Origin of the sequence: Bradyrhizobium sp. UFLA03-84 (assembly GCF_002289535.1) — a bacterium.
In the GTDB taxonomy this organism is placed as follows: domain Bacteria; phylum Pseudomonadota; class Alphaproteobacteria; order Rhizobiales; family Xanthobacteraceae; genus Bradyrhizobium; species Bradyrhizobium viridifuturi.
The window spans coordinates 693,613-711,913 of record NZ_NSJY01000017.1 but is presented as its reverse complement, the minus strand read 5'-3'; the positions used below and the strand labels follow the sequence as shown (position 1 = coordinate 711,913).

Annotated in this window: 21 protein-coding genes; 6 read left to right on the top strand and 15 right to left on the bottom strand. The window is 64.1% G+C overall.

Annotation, left to right across the window (positions count from 1 at the left end):
• Nucleotides 1–5: 5 nt before the first annotated feature.
• The gene (locus CK489_RS36085; protein ID WP_050628657.1) at nucleotides 6–1,670 is read right to left on the bottom strand and encodes a methanol/ethanol family PQQ-dependent dehydrogenase; all 1,665 of its coding nucleotides are present in this window, start codon (nucleotides 1,668–1,670) and stop codon (nucleotides 6–8) included.
• 229 nt (nucleotides 1,671–1,899) lie between these two features.
• Nucleotides 1,900–2,145 carry a hypothetical protein gene (locus CK489_RS36080; protein ID WP_050628656.1) on the bottom strand — a complete coding sequence of 82 codons (246 nt, stop codon included), beginning with the start codon at nucleotides 2,143–2,145 and terminating at the stop codon, nucleotides 1,900–1,902.
• Between the two features lie 202 nt (nucleotides 2,146–2,347).
• On the opposite strand from CK489_RS36080, the gene lanM reads away from it, so the two are divergent.
• Together lanM and pqqA are read left to right on the top strand one after the other, a co-directional pair.
• Nucleotides 2,348–2,746, top strand: a complete 399-nt coding sequence (gene lanM / locus CK489_RS36075; RefSeq protein WP_095735760.1) for a lanmodulin LanM — start codon at nucleotides 2,348–2,350, stop codon at nucleotides 2,744–2,746.
• Nucleotides 2,747–3,087: 341 nt separating this feature from the next.
• Entirely contained in the window at nucleotides 3,088–3,168 is an 81-nt protein-coding gene (gene pqqA / locus CK489_RS36070) for a pyrroloquinoline quinone precursor peptide PqqA (RefSeq protein WP_009031067.1), read from the top strand.
• Nucleotides 3,169–3,272: 104 nt separating this feature from the next.
• Here pqqA and CK489_RS36065 read toward each other — a convergent pair whose 3' ends face one another.
• The gene (locus tag CK489_RS36065; RefSeq protein WP_050628655.1) at nucleotides 3,273–6,401 is read right to left on the bottom strand and encodes an efflux RND transporter permease subunit; all 3,129 of its coding nucleotides are present in this window, start codon (nucleotides 6,399–6,401) and stop codon (nucleotides 3,273–3,275) included.
• Nucleotides 6,394–7,461 carry an efflux RND transporter periplasmic adaptor subunit gene (locus CK489_RS36060; protein ID WP_245350643.1) on the bottom strand — a complete coding sequence of 356 codons (1,068 nt, stop codon included), beginning with the start codon at nucleotides 7,459–7,461 and terminating at the stop codon, nucleotides 6,394–6,396. Before CK489_RS36060 ends, CK489_RS36065 begins: the two co-directional genes overlap by 8 nt.
• A 210-nt stretch (nucleotides 7,462–7,671) precedes the next feature.
• On the opposite strand from CK489_RS36060, the gene CK489_RS36055 reads away from it, so the two are divergent.
• Nucleotides 7,672–7,905: a hypothetical protein gene (locus CK489_RS36055; RefSeq protein WP_050628654.1), complete on the top strand. Its 234-nt coding sequence runs from the start codon at nucleotides 7,672–7,674 to the stop codon at nucleotides 7,903–7,905.
• Between the two features lie 3 nt (nucleotides 7,906–7,908).
• On the opposite strand, the gene CK489_RS36050 is transcribed toward CK489_RS36055, so the two are convergent.
• From CK489_RS36050 to CK489_RS36035, 4 genes are read right to left on the bottom strand one after another with little or no spacing between them, the layout of a single operon-like run.
• Nucleotides 7,909–8,262 carry a hypothetical protein gene (locus CK489_RS36050; RefSeq protein WP_095735617.1) on the bottom strand — a complete coding sequence of 118 codons (354 nt, stop codon included), beginning with the start codon at nucleotides 8,260–8,262 and terminating at the stop codon, nucleotides 7,909–7,911.
• Nucleotides 8,263–8,302: 40 nt separating this feature from the next.
• The gene (locus CK489_RS36045) at nucleotides 8,303–9,013 is read right to left on the bottom strand and encodes an ABC transporter ATP-binding protein (protein WP_095735616.1); all 711 of its coding nucleotides are present in this window, start codon (nucleotides 9,011–9,013) and stop codon (nucleotides 8,303–8,305) included.
• Nucleotides 9,003–9,740, bottom strand: coding sequence for an ABC transporter permease (locus tag CK489_RS36040; RefSeq protein ID WP_050628651.1), 738 nt, complete (start codon nucleotides 9,738–9,740; stop codon nucleotides 9,003–9,005). The genes CK489_RS36045 and CK489_RS36040 overlap by 11 nt, the downstream gene beginning before the upstream one ends.
• Nucleotides 9,741–9,742: 2 nt before the next feature.
• Nucleotides 9,743–10,723, bottom strand: a complete 981-nt coding sequence (locus tag CK489_RS36035) for an ABC transporter substrate-binding protein (protein WP_095735615.1) — start codon at nucleotides 10,721–10,723, stop codon at nucleotides 9,743–9,745.
• A gap of 101 nt (nucleotides 10,724–10,824) precedes the next feature.
• On the opposite strand from CK489_RS36035, the gene CK489_RS36030 reads away from it, so the two are divergent.
• The gene (locus CK489_RS36030) at nucleotides 10,825–11,169 is read left to right on the top strand and encodes a hypothetical protein (RefSeq protein WP_502694159.1); all 345 of its coding nucleotides are present in this window, start codon (nucleotides 10,825–10,827) and stop codon (nucleotides 11,167–11,169) included.
• A gap of 27 nt (nucleotides 11,170–11,196) precedes the next feature.
• Here CK489_RS36030 and CK489_RS36025 read toward each other — a convergent pair whose 3' ends face one another.
• Both CK489_RS36025 and CK489_RS36020 read right to left on the bottom strand, forming a co-directional pair.
• A complete protein-coding gene (locus tag CK489_RS36025) occupies nucleotides 11,197–12,021 on the bottom strand; it encodes a quinoprotein dehydrogenase-associated SoxYZ-like carrier (RefSeq protein WP_095735613.1) in 825 nt (274 codons plus the stop codon).
• A 43-nt stretch (nucleotides 12,022–12,064) separates the two neighbouring features.
• A complete protein-coding gene (locus tag CK489_RS36020) occupies nucleotides 12,065–12,991 on the bottom strand; it encodes a quinoprotein relay system zinc metallohydrolase 2 (RefSeq protein ID WP_095735612.1) in 927 nt (308 codons plus the stop codon).
• A 167-nt stretch (nucleotides 12,992–13,158) separates the two neighbouring features.
• Here CK489_RS36020 and CK489_RS36015 point away from each other — a divergent pair, with 167 nt between their 5' ends.
• Together CK489_RS36015 and CK489_RS36010 are read left to right on the top strand one after the other, a co-directional pair.
• Nucleotides 13,159–14,040 carry a substrate-binding domain-containing protein gene (locus CK489_RS36015; RefSeq protein WP_050628648.1) on the top strand — a complete coding sequence of 294 codons (882 nt, stop codon included), beginning with the start codon at nucleotides 13,159–13,161 and terminating at the stop codon, nucleotides 14,038–14,040.
• A complete protein-coding gene (locus CK489_RS36010; RefSeq protein WP_095735611.1) occupies nucleotides 14,037–14,591 on the top strand; it encodes a PQQ-dependent catabolism-associated CXXCW motif protein in 555 nt (184 codons plus the stop codon). The genes CK489_RS36015 and CK489_RS36010 overlap by 4 nt, the downstream gene beginning before the upstream one ends.
• Nucleotides 14,592–14,628: 37 nt before the next feature.
• Here the strand turns inward: CK489_RS36010 and CK489_RS36005 are convergent, their stop codons facing one another.
• The 5 genes from CK489_RS36005 to CK489_RS35985 all read right to left on the bottom strand — a co-directional run bounded on the left by CK489_RS36005 (nucleotide 14,629) and on the right by CK489_RS35985 (nucleotide 18,300).
• Nucleotides 14,629–14,925, bottom strand: coding sequence for a copper-binding protein (locus CK489_RS36005; RefSeq protein ID WP_095735610.1), 297 nt, complete (start codon nucleotides 14,923–14,925; stop codon nucleotides 14,629–14,631).
• Between the two features lie 126 nt (nucleotides 14,926–15,051).
• Nucleotides 15,052–15,669, bottom strand: coding sequence for a hypothetical protein (locus CK489_RS36000; RefSeq protein WP_245350640.1), 618 nt, complete (start codon nucleotides 15,667–15,669; stop codon nucleotides 15,052–15,054).
• Nucleotides 15,666–16,514, bottom strand: a complete 849-nt coding sequence (locus CK489_RS35995) for an ABC transporter permease (protein WP_502694158.1) — start codon at nucleotides 16,512–16,514, stop codon at nucleotides 15,666–15,668. The genes CK489_RS36000 and CK489_RS35995 overlap by 4 nt, the downstream gene beginning before the upstream one ends.
• Nucleotides 16,511–17,326: a lanthanide ABC transporter ATP-binding protein PedB/LutE gene (locus tag CK489_RS35990; protein WP_095735608.1), complete on the bottom strand. Its 816-nt coding sequence runs from the start codon at nucleotides 17,324–17,326 to the stop codon at nucleotides 16,511–16,513. The genes CK489_RS35995 and CK489_RS35990 overlap by 4 nt, the downstream gene beginning before the upstream one ends.
• Nucleotides 17,323–18,300 (bottom strand): YVTN family beta-propeller repeat protein, encoded by a 978-nt coding sequence (locus CK489_RS35985; protein ID WP_095735607.1) that lies wholly within the window; start codon nucleotides 18,298–18,300, stop codon nucleotides 17,323–17,325. The genes CK489_RS35990 and CK489_RS35985 overlap by 4 nt, the downstream gene beginning before the upstream one ends.
• Between the last annotated feature and the right edge of the window lies 1 nt (nucleotide 18,301).

Below are 18,301 nucleotides of genomic sequence, written 5' to 3'. Positions count from 1 at the left end.
CGCGCTCAGTTCTTGACCGCGAAAACCCACACCGAGCCGCCGGGCGGCACCTTGGCAAGCCGCTCGTCGCCCGAGAACAGCGAATAGACGCCGCCATAGCCCGAGGTGACGGCAACATATTGCACGCCGTCCTGCTGCCAGGTCACCGGTTGTCCTTCGATGCCCGAGCCGGTCTGGAACTGCCAGAGCTTCTTGCCGTTGTCGGCGTCGAACGCCTCGAACTCGCCGGTCAGCTGACCGGAGAACACCACGCCGCCGGCCGTGGAGAGCACGCCGGAGAAGCGCGGAATATCGCTCGGCGCTTCCCACTTCGCCTTGCCGGTCATCGGATCAATCGCCTTGAGATGGCCGCGCGGTCCGGTGCCCCATTCCCAGGGGTCGGTGAGGTCCATGCCGAGATACCATTCGCCCTGCTTGAACGTCACCGGCTCGGCCTTGTACTTGCCGCCGAACGCGAGCGTGTTGGCATAGGCGAGGCCGGTCTGCGGATTGAACGACATCGGCTCCCAGTTCTTGCCGCCGAGGATCGATGGGTAGACCGTGACCTTCTTGCCGTCACGCGCATCCTTGGCGACGTCGGTCTCGATCGGCCGTCCGGTCTTCAGGTCGACACCGGTGGCCCAGTTGACGTTCACATAGGGATTGGCCGCGAGCAGCTTCCCGTTGGTGCGGTCGAGCACGTAGAAGAAGCCGTTGCGGTTGGCGTCCATCAGCACCTTGGTCGGCTTGCCCTCGACATTCATGTCGGCGAGCACCATCTCGGCCACCGAGTCGTAGTCGAACGGGTTGTTCGGCGAGAACTGATAGTGCCACTTGATCTTGCCGGTCTTCGGATCGAGCGCCAGCACCGAGCAGGTGTAGAGGTTGTCGCCGGGACGCACAGCCGAGTTGAACGGTCCGGGATTGCCGATGCCCCAATAAACCGTGTTCAATTCAGCATCGTAGGAGCCGGTGATCCAGGTCGATCCGCCGCCGAGCTTCCAGGTGTCGCCCTTCCAGGTGTCGCCGCCGGGCTCGTCCGGGGTCGGAATCGAGTAGGTCCGCCAGAGCTTCTTGCCGGTGGCCGGATCCCAGCCGTCGATGAAGCCGCGGGTGCCGAATTCGGCGCCCGAGATGCCGGTGATCACGACGCCGTCGGCGACCAGCGGCGCCACCGTCATCGAGTAGCCTTCCTTGATGTCCGCAGCCTTCTCGCGCCACAGCTCCTTGCCGGTCTTGGCATCGAGCGCGATCACATTGGCGTCGAGGGTGGTGCGGAACAGCTTGCCGTCATAGAGGGCAGCGCCGCGATTGATGATGCCGCAGCAGACGATGCGCGGCGTCTCGGCGGGATATTCGACCTTGGTCTTCCAGATCTGCTTGCCGGTCTTGGCGTCGATCGCGATCGTGGCGTTGTGCGTGGTGACGTAGAGGACGCCTTGATACACGAGCGGCTGCGATTCTTCGCTGCGGTCGTCGTTCAGGCTGTAGTTCCAGACCGGCACCAGATTCTTGACGGTGTCCTTGTTGATCTGGTTCAGCGTCGAGAAGCGCTGAAGGTTGTAACCCATTCCGTAATTGAGAACGTTCGATGTATCCGTCGCACCCTTGACCAACTGCTCGTTGGTCTGAGCGCTTGCACCGTAAGATGCAAGAATCACGAGGCTTGCGGCCAGCGCAATGCGTCTCATCCTATCCTCCCAATGAACCTTTTGCTGCACGCCTATTCCTGACGTTGCGGATGGAACCATCGGCCTGAAACCAAAACGGGTCAATACGAAAACGTGAACGAACCCCAGTCACCGCGAAAGGCCGATCGAGGGCGTCGACTTTTCCGCTGATGCGTCCGTAGCTTACCGTCGTATGGAATACGCAAGGCCACGGTCGGCTCGACCTTATGCCGCAGCGCGAACGGTTCGATCAGCTCGACGGTGCATGGGGGCAGGCACTTGGCCGCGGCTTGGTGCCCCGCTTGTCCAGCGGCACATTGCAATTGTCGATGCGCTGCTCGTCGGTCCATTTGCGTCCGAGCCGTTCCTTGCCGGTGAGCACACGCGGCTGGACGGCCTTCGCCGCCGGGGCAGGGACCGTGTTTTGCGCGGACACGGGCGCACTCAGACCGAGCGCGACGACGCAGCCCAACATGGTCCCGCAAATGCCGCGCATGGGTTACCTCGCTTGTTCCGGTGCAATGCCATCTAGCCGACTGCCACAGATGAGCCGTGAGGCAGTTTCTTTCCACCCGAATCCCGACAGGCCGTGCTGGTCGCACGCGCTGTAGGAAGCTTCGTCGAAGCTGCTATGGTGGGCCTTGATCACAGGGCACACTCCGCGTCCGCGGCGGAGCGGCACTCAAGGGAGACGAATGATGATTTCGCGCCGATCGCTTGCTTTGACTTTGGCCGCTGCCGTCCTGTCCGGTCCCGCTCTGGCCGCATCGGGTGGCCGCAGCGCGCTCAAGATGCTCGACCCCGACAATGACGGTACCGTCGACCTTGCCGAAGCCAAGAAGGCTGCCGCCGACCTGTTCGCGAAGCTCGATCCCGACCACGATGGCACGCTCGACGTCCGCGAATTGCGCGGACGGCTGACCGCGAAGGAGCTCAAGATGGCCGATCCGGATCACGACGGCACCCTGACGCTCGACGAATACCTCGCGGTCGTCGAGCAGCGTTTCAAGGCCGCCGATCCCGACAACGACGGAACGCTGGATGCGAAAGAGCTGAAGACGCGCGCCGGCCGGGCGCTGCTGCGCCTGCTCAAATAAGTCCGTGCCTCAGGATTGTGCCGGGTGGACTCCGGTTATTGATGCAGGATTCTGCGCATCACAAAAAAAGTTGCGATTTCGCTCTTGGGCAAGACGTCGCCGGCGCAATCGGGTCTGCTTATCCGTGCGTCGTCGCCCGGCAGTCGGAAAATGCCTGACAGATCAGCGTCGGGATTTCCCGGCCGTTCAAGAGCCGGACGGACGTCAGCGAGCCGTCGTCCGCTTCGGCATGTCCAGCAGCGAAGTCGGGTCCTTAACCGGCCGGCTTGCGCCCTGGAAAGGCCAGCCCTAGCTTGCCGTGCGGCGCGAGGCTTGCGCCAACTTATACTTGGGAGAAGGAAATGGCCTGGAAAACACCGAAGATCGTCGAAGTGCCGGTGGGCATGGAAATCAACATGTACGCCTGCGCAGCGCGCAAGTAAGACACCATTGACGACCTGCCACGGCTTCTATGGCGAATGCCGTCGAAGCCGTGGCATTGTCGACCTATCCCTTCTCGACGCATCATCGCGCGCCTTGCCCGTGCTCAGGGGCGGCTCTTGAAGCGTGCAAATCGAAGCGCGAGGGTCGGCAGCACCAGCAGACTCAGCGCCATCGACGTCATCAGACCCCCAAGGATGACGACCGCCATCGGGCCCTCGATTTCACGCCCCGGCTCTCCTGCACCGATCGCCAGCGGCAGCAATCCAAGGCCAGTCACGAGAGACGTCATCAGGATCGGGACGAGGCGGTCGGCCGCGCCCTCGATCACGGTATCCAGCCCCCACACGCGACCGTCGACCAGGACGAGGTGCTCGTAATGCGAGATCATCAGGATCGAGTTGCGCAGCGTGATTCCGAACAGCGTGACGAAGCCGACCATCGATCCGAGTGAAAGCAGGCCACCGGTCAACGCCAGTGCGAACACGCCACCGACAAACGCAAACGGCAAGTTGATCAAGACCAGCAACAGATTTCGCCAATGGCCGGTCACCATCGCAAGAAGAACGACGATGCCTGTCCCGGCCAGCAAGGAGTTGATGATGAGATCGTGCCGCGATCGCGCCTGCGCCTCGGCTGCACCGGCAAATTCCACGTGAGCACCGGGCGGCAACGTGACCTCGCGGGCCAGCTTGCGTTTGGCGGCGGCCACAAAGGATTCGAGATCGCGTCCGCTGACGTTCGCCGTTACGGTCTGAACGCGCTGCGCATTCAGGTGCTGGATCTGATAACGGCCCGAGGTCTCGTAGACGTCGGCGATTTGCTTCAGCAGAATGTAAGCGCCGCTCGGCGTGCGTACAGGTAAGTCACCGATCTGAGTGACTCGGGCGCGGACATGCGCGTCGAGGATCACGATGACATTGAAGACGGCGTTGCCTTCATATCCCTGGCCGACGACATCGCCCTGATAGGCGGTGCGAATGAGTTCGAGCACTTCGACCGCATCAAGTCCCCAGCGCTGCAGATCCGTCGGGCGAAGCGTTACGTTCACTTGCGGCATTCCCGGCGGGGATCGTTGCTGCACGTCGGCGGCCCCCGCGACTTCATCCAGTTCTCGCGCGACGTCGCGCGCCGCGCGCTCGAGCAAATCGAGATCGGGCCCGTAGATGTTGACGACTACCGCCGCGGTGAAGCCGGAGACGGTCTCCTCGACACGTTCCGTCAGATAGGTCTTGCTCGAGAAGGAGACCCCGGGGAAGCCGGCAAGAGCGACCCTGATGCGCGCCTCGGCGGCGGATTGCGCCCGACCCGAGAGCCCCGGCTCCAGGTCGACCTCGAACTCGCTGGAATGTGGCCCGACCGTGTCGATGCCGGCCTCGGCGCGGCCTGCATGCTGCGCCACCCGGCGCACACCCGGAATTTTTAGAAGCGTATCGGTCATCAGCTTGCCGATCCGAAGCGATTCGTCGAGCGAAGTGCCGGGGATCGCTGAGACGTGCAGAATCAGATGGCCTTCGCGCAGATCCGGCAGGAACGTCCCGCCGAAGAAAGGCAGCATTGCAGCGCCTGCGATCGTCAAAACCGCGGCCGCCGCCGTTACCAGCTTCGGGTAACGGCCGATATGACGCAGCAAGGCCTCGTAGTAGCGACGGGACCACCGTACCGCGGGCGGTTCATGCAGGCGCTGTCCGCCGGTCCTCCCGACCAGAAGCAGCATGGAAAGCGCCGGCGTCACCGTGAGAGCGACTGCCAGCGAGGCGAGCACGGCCAAGATGTAGGCGATGCCGAGCGGCCCGAAGAGGCGGCCGGCAATGCCGGAAAGCGTCAGGATCGGGAAGAAGACCAGCAGCACCGCAAATGTCGCATAGGCAACGGCGGTACGCACTTCGAGGAAGGCCTCGAGCACGACGCGAGCCTCGGGTCTCGGCGCTGTCGCCCGGCGGTTTTCGCGCAGTCGACGTACCACATTCTCGACGCCGATCACGGCGTCATCGACGACTTCGCCGATCGCGATTGCGAGGCCGCCCAGCGTCATCGTGTTAAGCGTTTCCCCCATCCATTGCAGCGCGAGCACGGCCGCTATCAACGAGAGCGGAATGGCAGTGCAGCTGATGATCGAGGTGCGCCAGTCGAACAGAAACAAAAACAGGACGACGACCACGAGCGCCCCGCCGATCAACAAGGCGTTGAGCACGTTCTCGGTCGCCGCGTCGATGAAATTGGCAGGCCGGAAAATGTCCGCGTGGAGTTTGACACCGTCGGCTTCAAGGCCCGGTCGAAGCTCTTGCAGGGCGGCTTCCGCCCGCGTGGTGACCTCCCGCGTATTCGCGCCGTATTGCTGGCTCACCATGAGCATGATGCCGGGCACGCCGTCGATGAGGGCGGCCCCGATCGGCGGCTCGGGAGCGGTCACGACGGTGGCGACGTCGCCGAGGACCACGCTTGCGCCGCCTTCGTGCAGCAGAACGGTGCGGGCAAGCTGATCGGGCGTCAGGGACTGTCCCTGGGTTTGCAGCGTGACGCGCTGATTGGCGGTATCGATGAAGCCGGCGCCCCGTACGCCGGTGGCCTTGCGCGCGGCGGCGAGTACATCGTTCATGCCGACCCTGAACCGGATCAGGTCGTCCGGACGGACCTGCACCTGCAGGGACCTGACGTCTTTGCCGTAAGTGGATACTTGTGCCACGCCCGTGACGGCCAGAAGCCGTCTTGCCACGGTCCAGTCCGCAACGGTGCGCAAATCCATCAGCGAGCGCCGGTCGGACGTCAGGCCAATGACCAGCACCGTGCCGGCCAGCGGCGTCAACGGTGTCATCGAGGGCGGCTGCACGCCTTGTGGCAGCCGCGCGGCCACGGCCGAGAGACGCTCAGTCACCAACTGGCGCGCCCGGTAGATATCGCTGCCCGGCTGGAAGACGACCGTCACCACGGAGAGGCCCTGGATCGACGACGAGCGCAGGCTTTCGACCCCGGCTAGGCCGTTGATCGACGTTTCGATCGGTTGCGTGACCAGAATCTCGACATGCTCCGGGCTAAGGCCGGGAGCTTCGGTCTGGATAGTAACCTGTGGCGGTGCGAATTCGGGGAAGACGCCGTATTTGGCCTCGCCGAGCGCGAACAGGCCGTAGCCGAGCAGCGCGAACGAAAGCGCGAGCACGATGCCGCGGAAGCGGATGGCGAACGCGACGAGAGCGGCTTGCGGTCCTGAACGGTCGGAGCCGGTGCCGTCAGTCATTGTCGTCGCCGCTCCGAAGCTCGCTCTTGGCCTCCTCGGACAGCAAGACCTGTGCACCCCGGATGACGATTTCGGATCCCGACGGGATGTCGCGGACGACGTAGTCGTCATCCGAGACCGGCTGATCCGTGCTGATCGGATGACGTCGGAAGCTGTCGGGGCTCACGCGCAGGTAAACCCACGATCGGCCCTGCCATCGCACGATCGCGGTATCCTCGATGAACACGCCTTCGTAAGTGGTGCCCGACGGCACATAAACTGTGGTGTTCATGCCGGGCAGCAGACCACTGTCGCCAGGCGCCGAGAAGAAATAGCTCAATCCCTGGATACGGGTGTCGGTGCGTGTTGCCGGGGAGATGTACTGCAGATCGATATTCGCATTGCGCGTCGGCGCCTGTGCGAGGGCCGTTCCCGGAGTCTCGGTGACACTCACGCCGGGCGGGAGCGTCACCTGAACCAGAAACTGATCGCGCTCGATCAGCCTCACGACCGCGGGCGAACGCTCGACGATTCCGTGGCCGATCACCGGTCCCCATTCCTGTTGTGCTGTTGCTGCGAGAGTCCTGAGTTGCGATTCCGCCGCGGCAAGCGCGGCCCTGTCGGTTCGCAGCGTGCCCTCCGCGGTTTCGGCTTCCTTTTTCGGGAGCGCGGCGGAGTCGACAAGATTCTTGGTCCGGTCGAATGCGCTCTTCGCGACTTCGAGCTTGGCCTGCGCTGTCTGGAGTTGAGCCTGCGCATTGGCGTAGCTGTTGGTGAGCTCCGTGATGCGAGAGATGTCCAGCACCGCGCCGTATGCTCGGAACTGCTCAGGATGCGGTGCGGCTTTCACAACCGAAGTTTCGAGCCCGATCTGTCCCTGCTGGCTGGGCGTCAGCTTGACCGGTGCCTGATCGCTGTTTGCGGTGCGGGAGGGCTCAGTGCGCCCCGAATCTGGCTTGTCCGGCTGCGACTCCGCCGCTGTGCCCCGAACCAGCCCCGTGACAGCCCAAGCGCCGGCGGTGAGCGCCAGCAGGCATATGGCGACCGCGACGCCGCGCCGGGAGGTTTCCGTAAGAGCCATCAGCCTGTTAGCAGTTGTGGGAACCAGCTTATTGACGAAATGAACCGGCGGCAAGGCGTCGGTTTCACGGTTGTTGGCTCGGGTGACGCCGACGTGCCGGCGGGGCGGCGACCGTCGGGTTCCGCTTGATCTCGCGCGAAAATGAAACTTCCGGCTGCTGCGGGCGTAGCGCTTATGTTATCTTTTCACGACTCTCGCGAGGTTTCATGCATGAACCCGATTGATCTGATCGTCACCGTATGTGCCGTGCTGTCGCCGGCGACCTGCGAGGAGCAGCATCTGGTGTTCAACTGGAGCGGCTCGCTGCAGCAATGCGCCATGGCCGCGCCGCCTTACATTGCTCAATGGGTCGGCGAACATCCGAAATGGACCGCGGTGCGATGGCGTTGCGAATATCCGCACACCAATGATCGCGCGAGCGCGGACGGCAAGCCGCCGGCGTAGCCGTTACTTGTTGCAGTCCTTCAGGTCCTTGTCGGATACCGAAAACACGGCATCGGCCTTGATCTCGAGGTCGCGGGCGAAGCACTGCTTGCCTCCGCTATAGCCGACCTTGGCGTCGTAGCGGCCGGGCTCGACCCCGGTGATACGCAGGCGCTCGTCGTGGTCGACCTCCTTGTCCTTGTCGTTCAGCGTCTGGTTGGGACCCCATTCATTCTTGCCGGCCGGCGACAGCTCGAAGCTCGCAATCGTGGCGCTGGTCAGATTCCACAACCGGATGCCCTTGCCCTTGCTTTGGGCGAGCGCTGCGGTCGGCAGTAAAAGCAAGGCAACTCCAACGGCAATCAACGCACGCGACATCCGACTTCTCCCTTACGCATCGTCCAAGGATGACGGCGTCTCACATATTTGCAAGGTCCAACTGCGAGAGCTGCCGCTTGATCTCGCCGATCTCGAGCTCGCCGCGCGTCGCACGTGGTGTGGTGATGGTCTCGACGTGAAGGATTCGGGCCGGCCGCGGCGACAGGAAGAACAGGCGATCACCGAGACGGACCGCGTCGTCGAGATCGTGGGTGACCAGGAGCGTCATCATCTTGCGGCTGGCCACCAGGGTCGCGACCTGGTCACGCAGCCTGCCAGCGAGGGCATTGTCGAGCGAGGCCAGCGGCTCGTCGAGGATCAGGAAATCCGGCTCGATGGCGAAGGCGCGCGCGAGGGCGACGCGGCGGGCGAGGCCGAGCGACAACTCGCCGGGAAAGTGGTTGCGATGCGCGCTCAGTTCGAGCACCTCGAACAGCGCCGCCAGCGTGCCGTCGTCGACGTCAGGCGCGGCGAGCCGCACATTCTCCTCCACGGTGCGCCAGGGCAGCAGCCGCGGCTCCTGGAACACCATGCCAAGGCGCATGCCGGGCGAGCGGTTGACGTGGCCCCGGTAATTGCCGTCGAGCCCGGCGAGAATCCGCAGCAGGGTGCTCTTGCCGCAACCCGACGGTCCGAACAGCACGCCAACCTCGCCGGCGTTCAACGCGAAGGTGACGTTATCGAGCACGTCGTGCCGCTTTCCGGCCGCGCTCTCGAAGCTTTTGCCTGTGATATTGACCTCAAGCTGCACGGAGCCGCCACCGCGTTAGCCTGGTTTCGAACGGCTGCACCATCAGGGTCTCGATGACCAGCACGACGCCGGCAAAGCTCAGCGAGTAGGCAAGCAGCAATGGAATGTCGAACAGCTGGAAGGCGACACCGATCTCGAAGCCGACACCGTTCGGCCGGCCGAGATATTCCGCGACCAGCACGATCTTCCAGACTAGCGAGAGCCCGGAACGCGCCGCGGCCGCGATGTAGGGCGCAAGCTGTGGCAGGATCACATGCCGGAACGCCCGGCCGCGCGGCAATGCAAACGCCGTTGCCATCTCGTCGAGCGCGGGGTCGAGCGCACGAGCGCCCTCGCGCAAGGTGACGACGGCGGTCGGGAGCTTGTTGATGGCGATGGCCGCGATCGCCGCGACCTCGGTCAGCCCGGCCCAGATATAGGCGAGCACGATGACGACCAGCGCCGGCAAATTGAGCAGCAGGATCAGCCAGGGATCGCCAAGGCGATTGGCGAGCGAGACGCGGCCCATCAGGTAGCCGATCGCCGAGCCGAGCGCCATTGCGAGCGTGAAGGCCAGCGCGACGCGGGCCAGCGTTGCGCCGAGGTTGACGAACAGCGCTCCCGATCGGGCCTCGGCGATGAGCACCGAAAGCACCGCCGGCGGCGCCGGCAGCTTCGCGTCGCCGATCGCGAGTGAGGCAATCCACCAGGTTGCGATGAACAGCGCGAATGACAGGAGGCGCAGCACCGTCAGTCTCCCGGGATCGCTTGATAGAAGGTGCCGGGATCGAGCTCGGTTGCGGTGCCGACCAGGTCGCGGCCGCCGAGCTGCGCCAGCACCCGGTAGAGCACGCGGGCATCCGCCTCTTCGTCAGCGATCGGACGGCGCGGGATGCCTTCGCGGTAGCGGTCGCGATAGGCCTGCAGGGTTGCTGCGTCTTGGGCGCCGGTCAGCGGCGCAATCGTGTCCCATTCGGTATCCGAGGTTGCGAGAATGTCCTTAGCAGCACGCGTCACGGCGATGAAGCGGGCCACCAGGTCCTTGTTGGCGCCAGCCCAGGCCTCGTCGAACACGTAGCCGATCATCGCGATGCGGCCCTTGCTGCCGAGCTTCTGCAGGATTTCTTCCATGCCGGCGAGCCGGCGAAAGCCCTTGGCCTCGAGCGCCGCGCAGAAATTCCAGTAGTTGAGCGTCGCGTCCATCTCGCCGCCGAGGGTCTTGGCGGCGAGCAGCGGCGGTGCGCCATAGACGATGGACGCCTGCGACTTCAGGTCGACGCCGTCCTGCTTCAAGGCGGCTTGCAGCAGCAGCCAGTTCTTGTCGATCGCGCCGCCCGCGACGGCAAGCTTGCGTCCCCTGAGGTCCGCGAGCGTCTTGATCGGCGAGGCGGCCGGGACCATCACGGCGCCCAGTGCGCTCGAATACGGATAGAACTGCAGCTTGGCGCCGAGCGAGCGCTCGCGCGATACCCAGGGCCAATCGGATACCATCACGTCGGCCGTGCCGGAGCGCAACGCGATCTTGCCGGCCTCGGGGCTGGCGAGCTCGACGACATCGATCGACAGATTGGCCTTCTTGTCGAGACCGTGGGAGCGAATGACAGCCAGTTCCCAGGCCAGCGTTCCGGTCTTCTGCGCTGCAACGCGGATGGTCTCCGCGGCGCACGAGGTGCCGAGCTGCGTGACCGCCAGAACTGCCGCAGCCAACACCATGCGTACAGACATGATCATCGTTTCTTGAGCCACTTCCCCGAATGTTTTCTTTTCTGATCAACACCCATAGCATAGCTTGCGGGAAGAGAAGAGGAAGCACGACCATGGCAGGAGCTGGCATGCTACGACCGATTGTCGCCGTCCTGGCGGTGCTCGCCGGGACTTCCATGGGCGCGCGGGCTCAGGAGGTCAACGACTATCCGACCTCGGCGCGGGCGGAGTATGTGTTCGGCTGCATGAAGGCTAATGGCGAATCCCGGCAGTCGATCGAGCAGTGTTCCTGCTCGATCGACATCGTCGCCTCGATCATCCCCTATGATCGCTACGTCACCGCCGAAACGGTGCTGAGCATGGCGCAGGTGCGTGGCAATCTGGGCGGCCAGTTCCGCTCGTCCGAGCAGGCCGCCAACGCGCTCAACGACCTCAGGCGCGCCCAGGCCGAAGCCGAAGTCCGATGTTTCTAGAGCGCTGATCGCGAGATCGCGTGCCCTTCAGGTCCCGGGATTCTCGACCTTCCATTCGTGCTCGAAGACGTGCCCGTCGGTGTCCTTGGCTTCGGCACGGAAGTGCTTGGCGCCGTTCGAGACGTAAGTGAAGCGGATATTGGGGTCCTCGGAAATCGAGATTCCGCCTTCCATCGCCAGCACCGGACTGTCGTCCTGCCAGATGTGCAGCTCGTTGACGAAGAAGGCCGGGATATAGAGCTGCGTGACCTGGTCCATCTGCAGGCCTGAATTGTTCGGGTGCCCGATCATGATCTGGGCTTCGCGCGTGCTGGTCGCCGGCCCCTGTTCGGACTTTGTGAATTGCCGGTAGCGCATCTGGCCGAGCCGGTTCTTGGCTTCCTCGACGTTCTTGCCGGCCGGTGCAGAGCAGCCGCCGGATGCCTTGACGTAAACCTTGCTGACATAGAGCTTGCCGTCGCTGAGCTCCGCGACCGCGTGCACGTTGGTGTAGTTGTTGACGCGGACGCGGGTCGATATCTCGGTGACGTTGGCGTCCGGCCCCAGCGTGAATTTCGCGGCCATCGGCGCCGGGTTCTCGTCGATCACCAAGGTGATGGCGACGACGCGGCGGCTGTCGCTGGGCTGCAGCTTGGTGCGCAATGTCACCGGCACGATCGCCGCGTCTTCCGCGCGCACCGGCATCTCGATGCCGATGACATCGTTGCCGTCATTCATCGGACGGTTGCTGAAGATGTCCTGGACCAGGCCCGGCCAGGGATCATAGGTCTCCGCCGCGGGCGCAGCCGGTATGCCCAGCGCGATCGCAACGAGGCTGGCGATGCAAAGCAGGCGGGCGCGATGTCCGGTCATGTTCGCAAGATCCTATGCTGCTGGCCCATTATAGGACCAACAGCTACTCCCATTCAATTTCCGAGAATGCTGCAGTTGCGTTGCGGGCATTGTAATCGTCGAACAATTGCCAGCGCGGCCGCTCGGCTGCCGCGGCCTGCTCCGCTGCATCCGTGATCGGCTTGCCGCTTTTGACCAGCGCACGAACGTCCGCGGCCAGCGTCTCGAGATAACGCCGCTCATCGGCGAGCGCCGCAGGCCATGCGCTCACGGGTCCGTGACCGGGAACCGCGCGCTCGGCGGGAATCGCGGCGAGCTGGTCCAGCGCACGCAGCCAGCCCTTGAGGCTGCCGTCGACCACGGGAATATGCTCAAGGAACACCATGTCGCCGGCGAACAGGGTCCCGCTGCGTTCATCGAAGACGGTGAGGTCGTTGTCGCTGTGGGCAGGGGGCCATGCCTTCAGGGTGAGGGACCGTCCGCCGAGGTCGAGCTTCAGCGTGTCCTCGACCAGCACGGTCGGTGGAATGATGCGGACCTCGTCGATCAACGCATCGCCCATGGTCCGGCGAAATCCGTCGAGATAGAATTGTCCTCGTACCGCCAGCGCGCGGGGCAGGGCCTTGTGGCCGACAAAACTGGTCCCGTCGCCTACGAATGCCGCGTTACCGAAGCTGTGGTCCGGATGCGCGTGGGTGTTGATCACGTAGCGGATCGGCTTGTCGCTATGGCTGCGCACCGCGGCGAGCAGTTGCCGCCCTTCGCGGACGCTGCCGCCGGTATCGATGACGGCGACCGCGCTATCGCCGATCACGAACCCCACATTGGCGATGGCGCCTTCGTTCTCGCGCGTCATCAGTGCGGTGACGCCGGTGTGAACGAAGATTCCGGGGGCGACTTCGCTCACAGGCAATTCCGCCTCTTGCGCCCGCGCTATGGTCGGCGCCCAAAGCATCAGGAGCAGCGCAAGCACCGAACCGGCATGAGCCATGTTTCCGCCTCAGTTTTTCCCGGACGCGCGAACGATGTCGTCCAGCGTCCGTTTGCGCTGCAACAAGCAACGCGGCGCCGTTGCGATCATTATCCCTGTTGCACGTCATGGCGCGCCGGGCAATTGCTTGACCACGGTGACCTGTCTGCTCAAGAGGAGACCGCGTAATGAGAGTTGTCGGATGCCGTCCTGTCCTGTTTGCGCTTGTCGGCTTTATCGCCTGTCTCGCCGGCCGTGACATCGCGCTTGCGCAGGTCAATGAGCAGGGCGAGCTCTCCATCGAGCTGGTTGATCCCAAGGTGCTCCGCATCTGTGCCGATCCGCGCAACCTGCCGTTCTCGAACGACAAGGGCGAAGGCTTTGAGAACAAGATCGGCGAGCTTTTCGCCGAGAAGCTGCAGAAAAAGCTCGATTACATGTATTTTCCGCAGGCGACCGGCTTCGTGCGGGTCACCCTCGGCTCGCATCGCTGCGACGTGATCATGGGTTTCCCGCAAGGTGATGATCTCGCGCAGGGCACCAATCCGTATTACCGCACGGCCTATGCGATCGTCGCCAAGCCGGGCAGCGGATTGGACGAGGTCACGACTCTCGAGGATGAGCGGCTGAAGGGCAAGCACATCGGCATCGTCGCCGGGACGCCGCCCGCGACCAACATGGCCATCAACGGGCTGATGGGCAACGCGAAGCCTTATCCGCTGATGATCGATACGCGCTACGATTCCTCGGCGGGGGCGATGATGAACGATCTCGAAAAGGGCGAGATCGACGCCGGCATCCTGTGGGGGCCGATGGCGGGCTTTTATGCCAAGAAGGCGAACCCGCCGCTGCATGTCACGCCGCTGGTCAAGGAGACCACGGGACCGAAGCTGGTGTATCGCATCGGCATGGGCGTGCGCGGCTCCGACCAGAACTGGAAGCGGCAGCTCAATCGCCTGATCCAGGATAACCAGCCGGCGATCAACAAGATCCTGCTCGACTTCGGCGTTCCGCTGCTCGACGAGAACGACCGTCCGATCGGGCCGGAGACCGCAACCAAGTCGCCATGATCAGGCTCGCGGCCATGCTTTCGGTGCTGGTGGTCGCCGTTTCGCCTGTCCGCGCTCAGGACCAGCCTGCGGAGCCCGAGGGGTACCGCACCGAGGATTACCGCACACCTGTGCCCGCCACGCTCACCGGCGCACGCGTGCTCACGACGGAGGACGCGGCAGCGATCTGGCGCGACAAGTCCGGTGCCTTCGTCGACGTGCTGCCACGCCCGCCTAAGCCGAAACTGCCCGCCGGCACGGTGTGGCGCGAGCGGCCGCATCGCGATATTCCGGGCAGCATCTGGCTGCCCGACACCGGCTACGGCAAGCTTGCCGCTTCAACCGAGGACTATCTGCGGCGCGGCCTGACTCGTGCCTCCGGCGACGACAAAGCAAGATTGCTCGTAATCTATTGCCAGGAGAGTTGCTGGATGTCGTGGAACGCGGCCAAGCGCGTGCTGTCCTACGGCTACCACAACGTCGCGTGGTATCCCGAGGGAACCGACGGGTGGGAACGGGCCAAGCTGCCGCTGGCGGACGTTGAGCCCGAGCCGCGCGAGGGCGAGCAGTGACGCCGTCCTCGCACGGCCAGGAAAGCGCTCAAGCGCGTTATTTCTCCTTGTCGAGCTTGTCGATGGTCTTGCCGCCGTCGCTGTCCGAGGCGGTGAACGTCACCTTGTCACCGGCGTGGAAGGGTTCGAGCGACTGTCCTTTGGGCACCTTGTATTCCTGAATCGCAGCGCTGGTCGCGCCCACCGTGCCGCTCTGCGTCTGCTGGATCGAGATGGTGCTGCGCAGTCGGTCAATCTTGGTGACCATTCCCGACATGGATTGCTGGGCCAAAGCCGCGGAGGTGATCAGGCTCGCTACGGCGAGGCTGGTCATGACGATCTTGGCTGCTCTCATCGAGGTCTCCCAACTTCAGATATAGTTGGAGACAACGAGCGAGGAGCGCGGTTGGTTCCGGACCGCCGTGGTCAAGAAGCACCTGGGGAACAGGTCAATGATTGCCGGGGCGATCGGTCGCAGGCCTCAATCCAGCTCCTGCTGGATGGTGCGGCTGAGCGCAAACAGCCGTTGATCGATGGTGGTCGGCACCTCGCAGACGAATTTCACGACCCGTCCGCGGTCCTCGAAGATCCGCGTCTCCCAGACCAGCTGGTTGCCGAGCTCGTCGACCTTGGCCTGGTCCGGTGGCGTGGCATCCTGCAGTGCCTGCAGCTTGATCGTGTCATCGCGGATCTTCTCCGCGGCCTCGCGCTGCTTGCGCATCACGCGCTCCAGCCCGTTCATGACCGAGGCGCGCTGCCCGTTGAGCGTATCGAACAGGCCGGCGAACAGCAGCTTCCCCGCATTGGCCTTGTCGGCCGCGGCGGCCTGCAGGAATTCGGTGATCTGCTTCTGCGCATCATCCAGCGGAATCCGGCGCGCCGCGAGCTTGGTCGCGAGTGCGCTGATCTTCGGATCGTCCCTCCACTTGGTCTCGGCGTCGCCGAGCGGCGGCCCGGCCCAAACCGCGGCCAGCGAGATCTCCGGCACTTTGGCCTGTTGGCAGGGCCAGTCCGGGTAACGCGGGTCCGCAGCCGATGCGGCCTGGCTCGACAGAACCATCGCGAGCAGCGCGCCAAGTCCCGTTCGCCAGCCTGTCATGCCTCGCCTCCGCCGGGTCCGCGGCGCACCAGGCCGCGCGATGGATCGTAAGCCAGGATCGCGCCGATCATGAACACCACCGTGCAGCCGCCGACCACCGCGAGTGAAACCCAGTTCATCTTGCCGTAGAGCGCAAACCGGATCAGCTCCACTGCATGCGTGAATGGATTGCACTGGCAGACATAATACAGCATCGGGCTGCCTTCCTGCACACGCCAGAGCGGGTAGAGGGCCGACGATGCGAAGAACATCGGGAAGATCACAAAGTTCATGACCCCGGCGAAGTTTTCCAGCTGCTTGATGCTGGCCGAGATCAGCATGCCCAGCGCGCCGAGCATCAGGCCCGACAGCACCAGCGCCGGAAGCACGGTGAGGTAGCCGATGGTCGGCGGCGTGATGTCCCAGAACCACGCGATCAGCAGGAAGGCGTAGACCTGCAGCAGTGACACCGCGGTGCCGGCGAGCAGCTTGCAGAACAAAAGATAGCCGCGCGGCAGCGGGCTCACCAACAGCGTGCGCATGTTGCCCATCTCGCGGTCATAGACCATCGACAGCGAGGATTGCATGCCGTTGAACAGCTGGATCATCGCCATCAGGCCGGGCGCAATGTAGACCTCGTAGAGGATGTAGGTCTCATAGGGCGGGATGATCGAGATGCCGAGCACCTGGCGGAAGCCGGCTGCGAAGATGAACAGCCAGACCAGCGGCCTGACCAGCGCCGAGACGAAGCGCTCGCGCTGATGCAGGAAGCGCAGCGCCTCGCGCCACACGATGCCGTTTAGGCACACGATGTATTCCGACACCGAGAAGCCGCTGCGTTCGGGCGTGACCGTCATGCTGCTCATGTTGGCGGTTTTCCGGTGAGGGTTGCCGTTCCGGTCAGGCGCATGAACGCGGTGTTGACGTCCTGCGCGCCGGCGTCGGCGATCACGCGCGACATCGGGCCGTGCGCCAGCATCCGGCCCTGGTGCAGCACCACGAGGTCGTCGCCCGGCATGATCTCGTCGAACAGATGCGTCGCCCAGAGCACGCCGATGCCCTGCTCGGTGACGAGCTGCCGGACATGGTCGAGAATGTCGGCGCGCGCCTTGACGTCGAGCCCGACGGTCGCTTCGTCGAGCAGCAGCAGCCGTGGCCGATGCAGCAATGCGCGGGCGATCTCGAGCCGGCGCATCTGGCCGCCCGAGAGGTCGCGCACCTTGCTGCTGGCGCGGTCGGCAAGTCCGATGCGGTCGAGCACCTCGGCGCTGCGCAGCCGCGCTTCGCGCCGCGAGATGCCGTGCAGCGCGGCGTGATAGAGCAGGTTCTGGGTCAGCGACAGATCGAGATCAAGCGTGCGCGGCTGGAACACGACGCCCATCAGCCGCAACGCTTCGCCGGGCGTCCGGCTGATGTCGTGGCCGAAGATCTTGATCTGGCCGTTCTGAATGCCGAACAGCCGCGTCACCAGCGAGAACAACGTGCTCTTGCCGGCGCCGTTGAGGCCGAGCAATGCGGTGAAGCTCGCAGGTTGAACCGTGAAATTGACGTCGATCAGCGCGCGCCGCGGACCGTAGCTGTGGCTGACATTGCCGATCGACAGCGCCGGTTGCACGGCCGCTACGGTGGCTGCATCCGGCGAAGGCTGGCTCGCGATATGGGTGTCGGTTGCGGTCATGGCTGCGCGATCGTGATCCCCCACGGCAGTTCGCCGACCTGAATGGTCTTGATCACCTTCTGGGCCGCGACGTCGATCACCGAAACGTCGTTCGAAACGCCGTTGGTGACCATCAGATATTTCTCGTCGGGGGTGAAATCCATGTGCCAGACCCGCTGGCCGACCAGCAGATATTTGAGGACCTTGTGGGTCGTGCCATCGACCACCGCGACGCGGTTGGCGGGGCCGAGCGCGATGAACGCGGTCTTGCCGTCCTTGGTCATGCCGATGCCGACGGGCTGGATCGCCTCGTTGCGCAGGCCGGGAATGTCGAAGGTGATCTTGCCGGTCACCTCGCGCTTGACCGGATCGATGATCGACACCGTGCCGCCGATCTCCGAGGAAACCCACAATTCGGAGCCGTCGCGCTTGAACTGGGCAAAGCGCGGCCGCGAATCGACCAGCACATTGGCGACGATCTGGCGCGTCGTGGTGTCGATGAAATGCGCCATGTTGGTGGTTTCGGACGTGTTGATCAGGATCTTGCCGTCCGGGCTGATGGTCATGCCCTCGGGCTCAACGCCGACCTGAATGTCGCCGAGCCGCGCGCGCTTCTCGAGATCGATCACGGTGACCGTGTTGTCGTTCTCGTTGGCGACATACATGGTCTTGCCGGCGGCATCCTGGGTGAACAGTTCCGGGTCGGGGCCGGAGGGCAGGGTGTCGACAATCTCCTGGGTCTTGGTGTCGATCACCTGAATGGTGTCGTCGTCGCCGACCGCGACCATCACGAACTTGCCGTCGCGCGAGAACTCGATGCCGCGCGGCCGCTGCCCGACCTTGATGGTCTTGGTCACCGTCCAGCTGTCGGTGTCGATCACCGTGACCGTGTTGCCCTTCTCGTTGGAGACATAGGCAACGAAAGCGGACGCCGGTGCCGCGGCAAGCCAAACCAGCATCCCGGTCAACAGACAGCGGCACCACATACGTTCCATC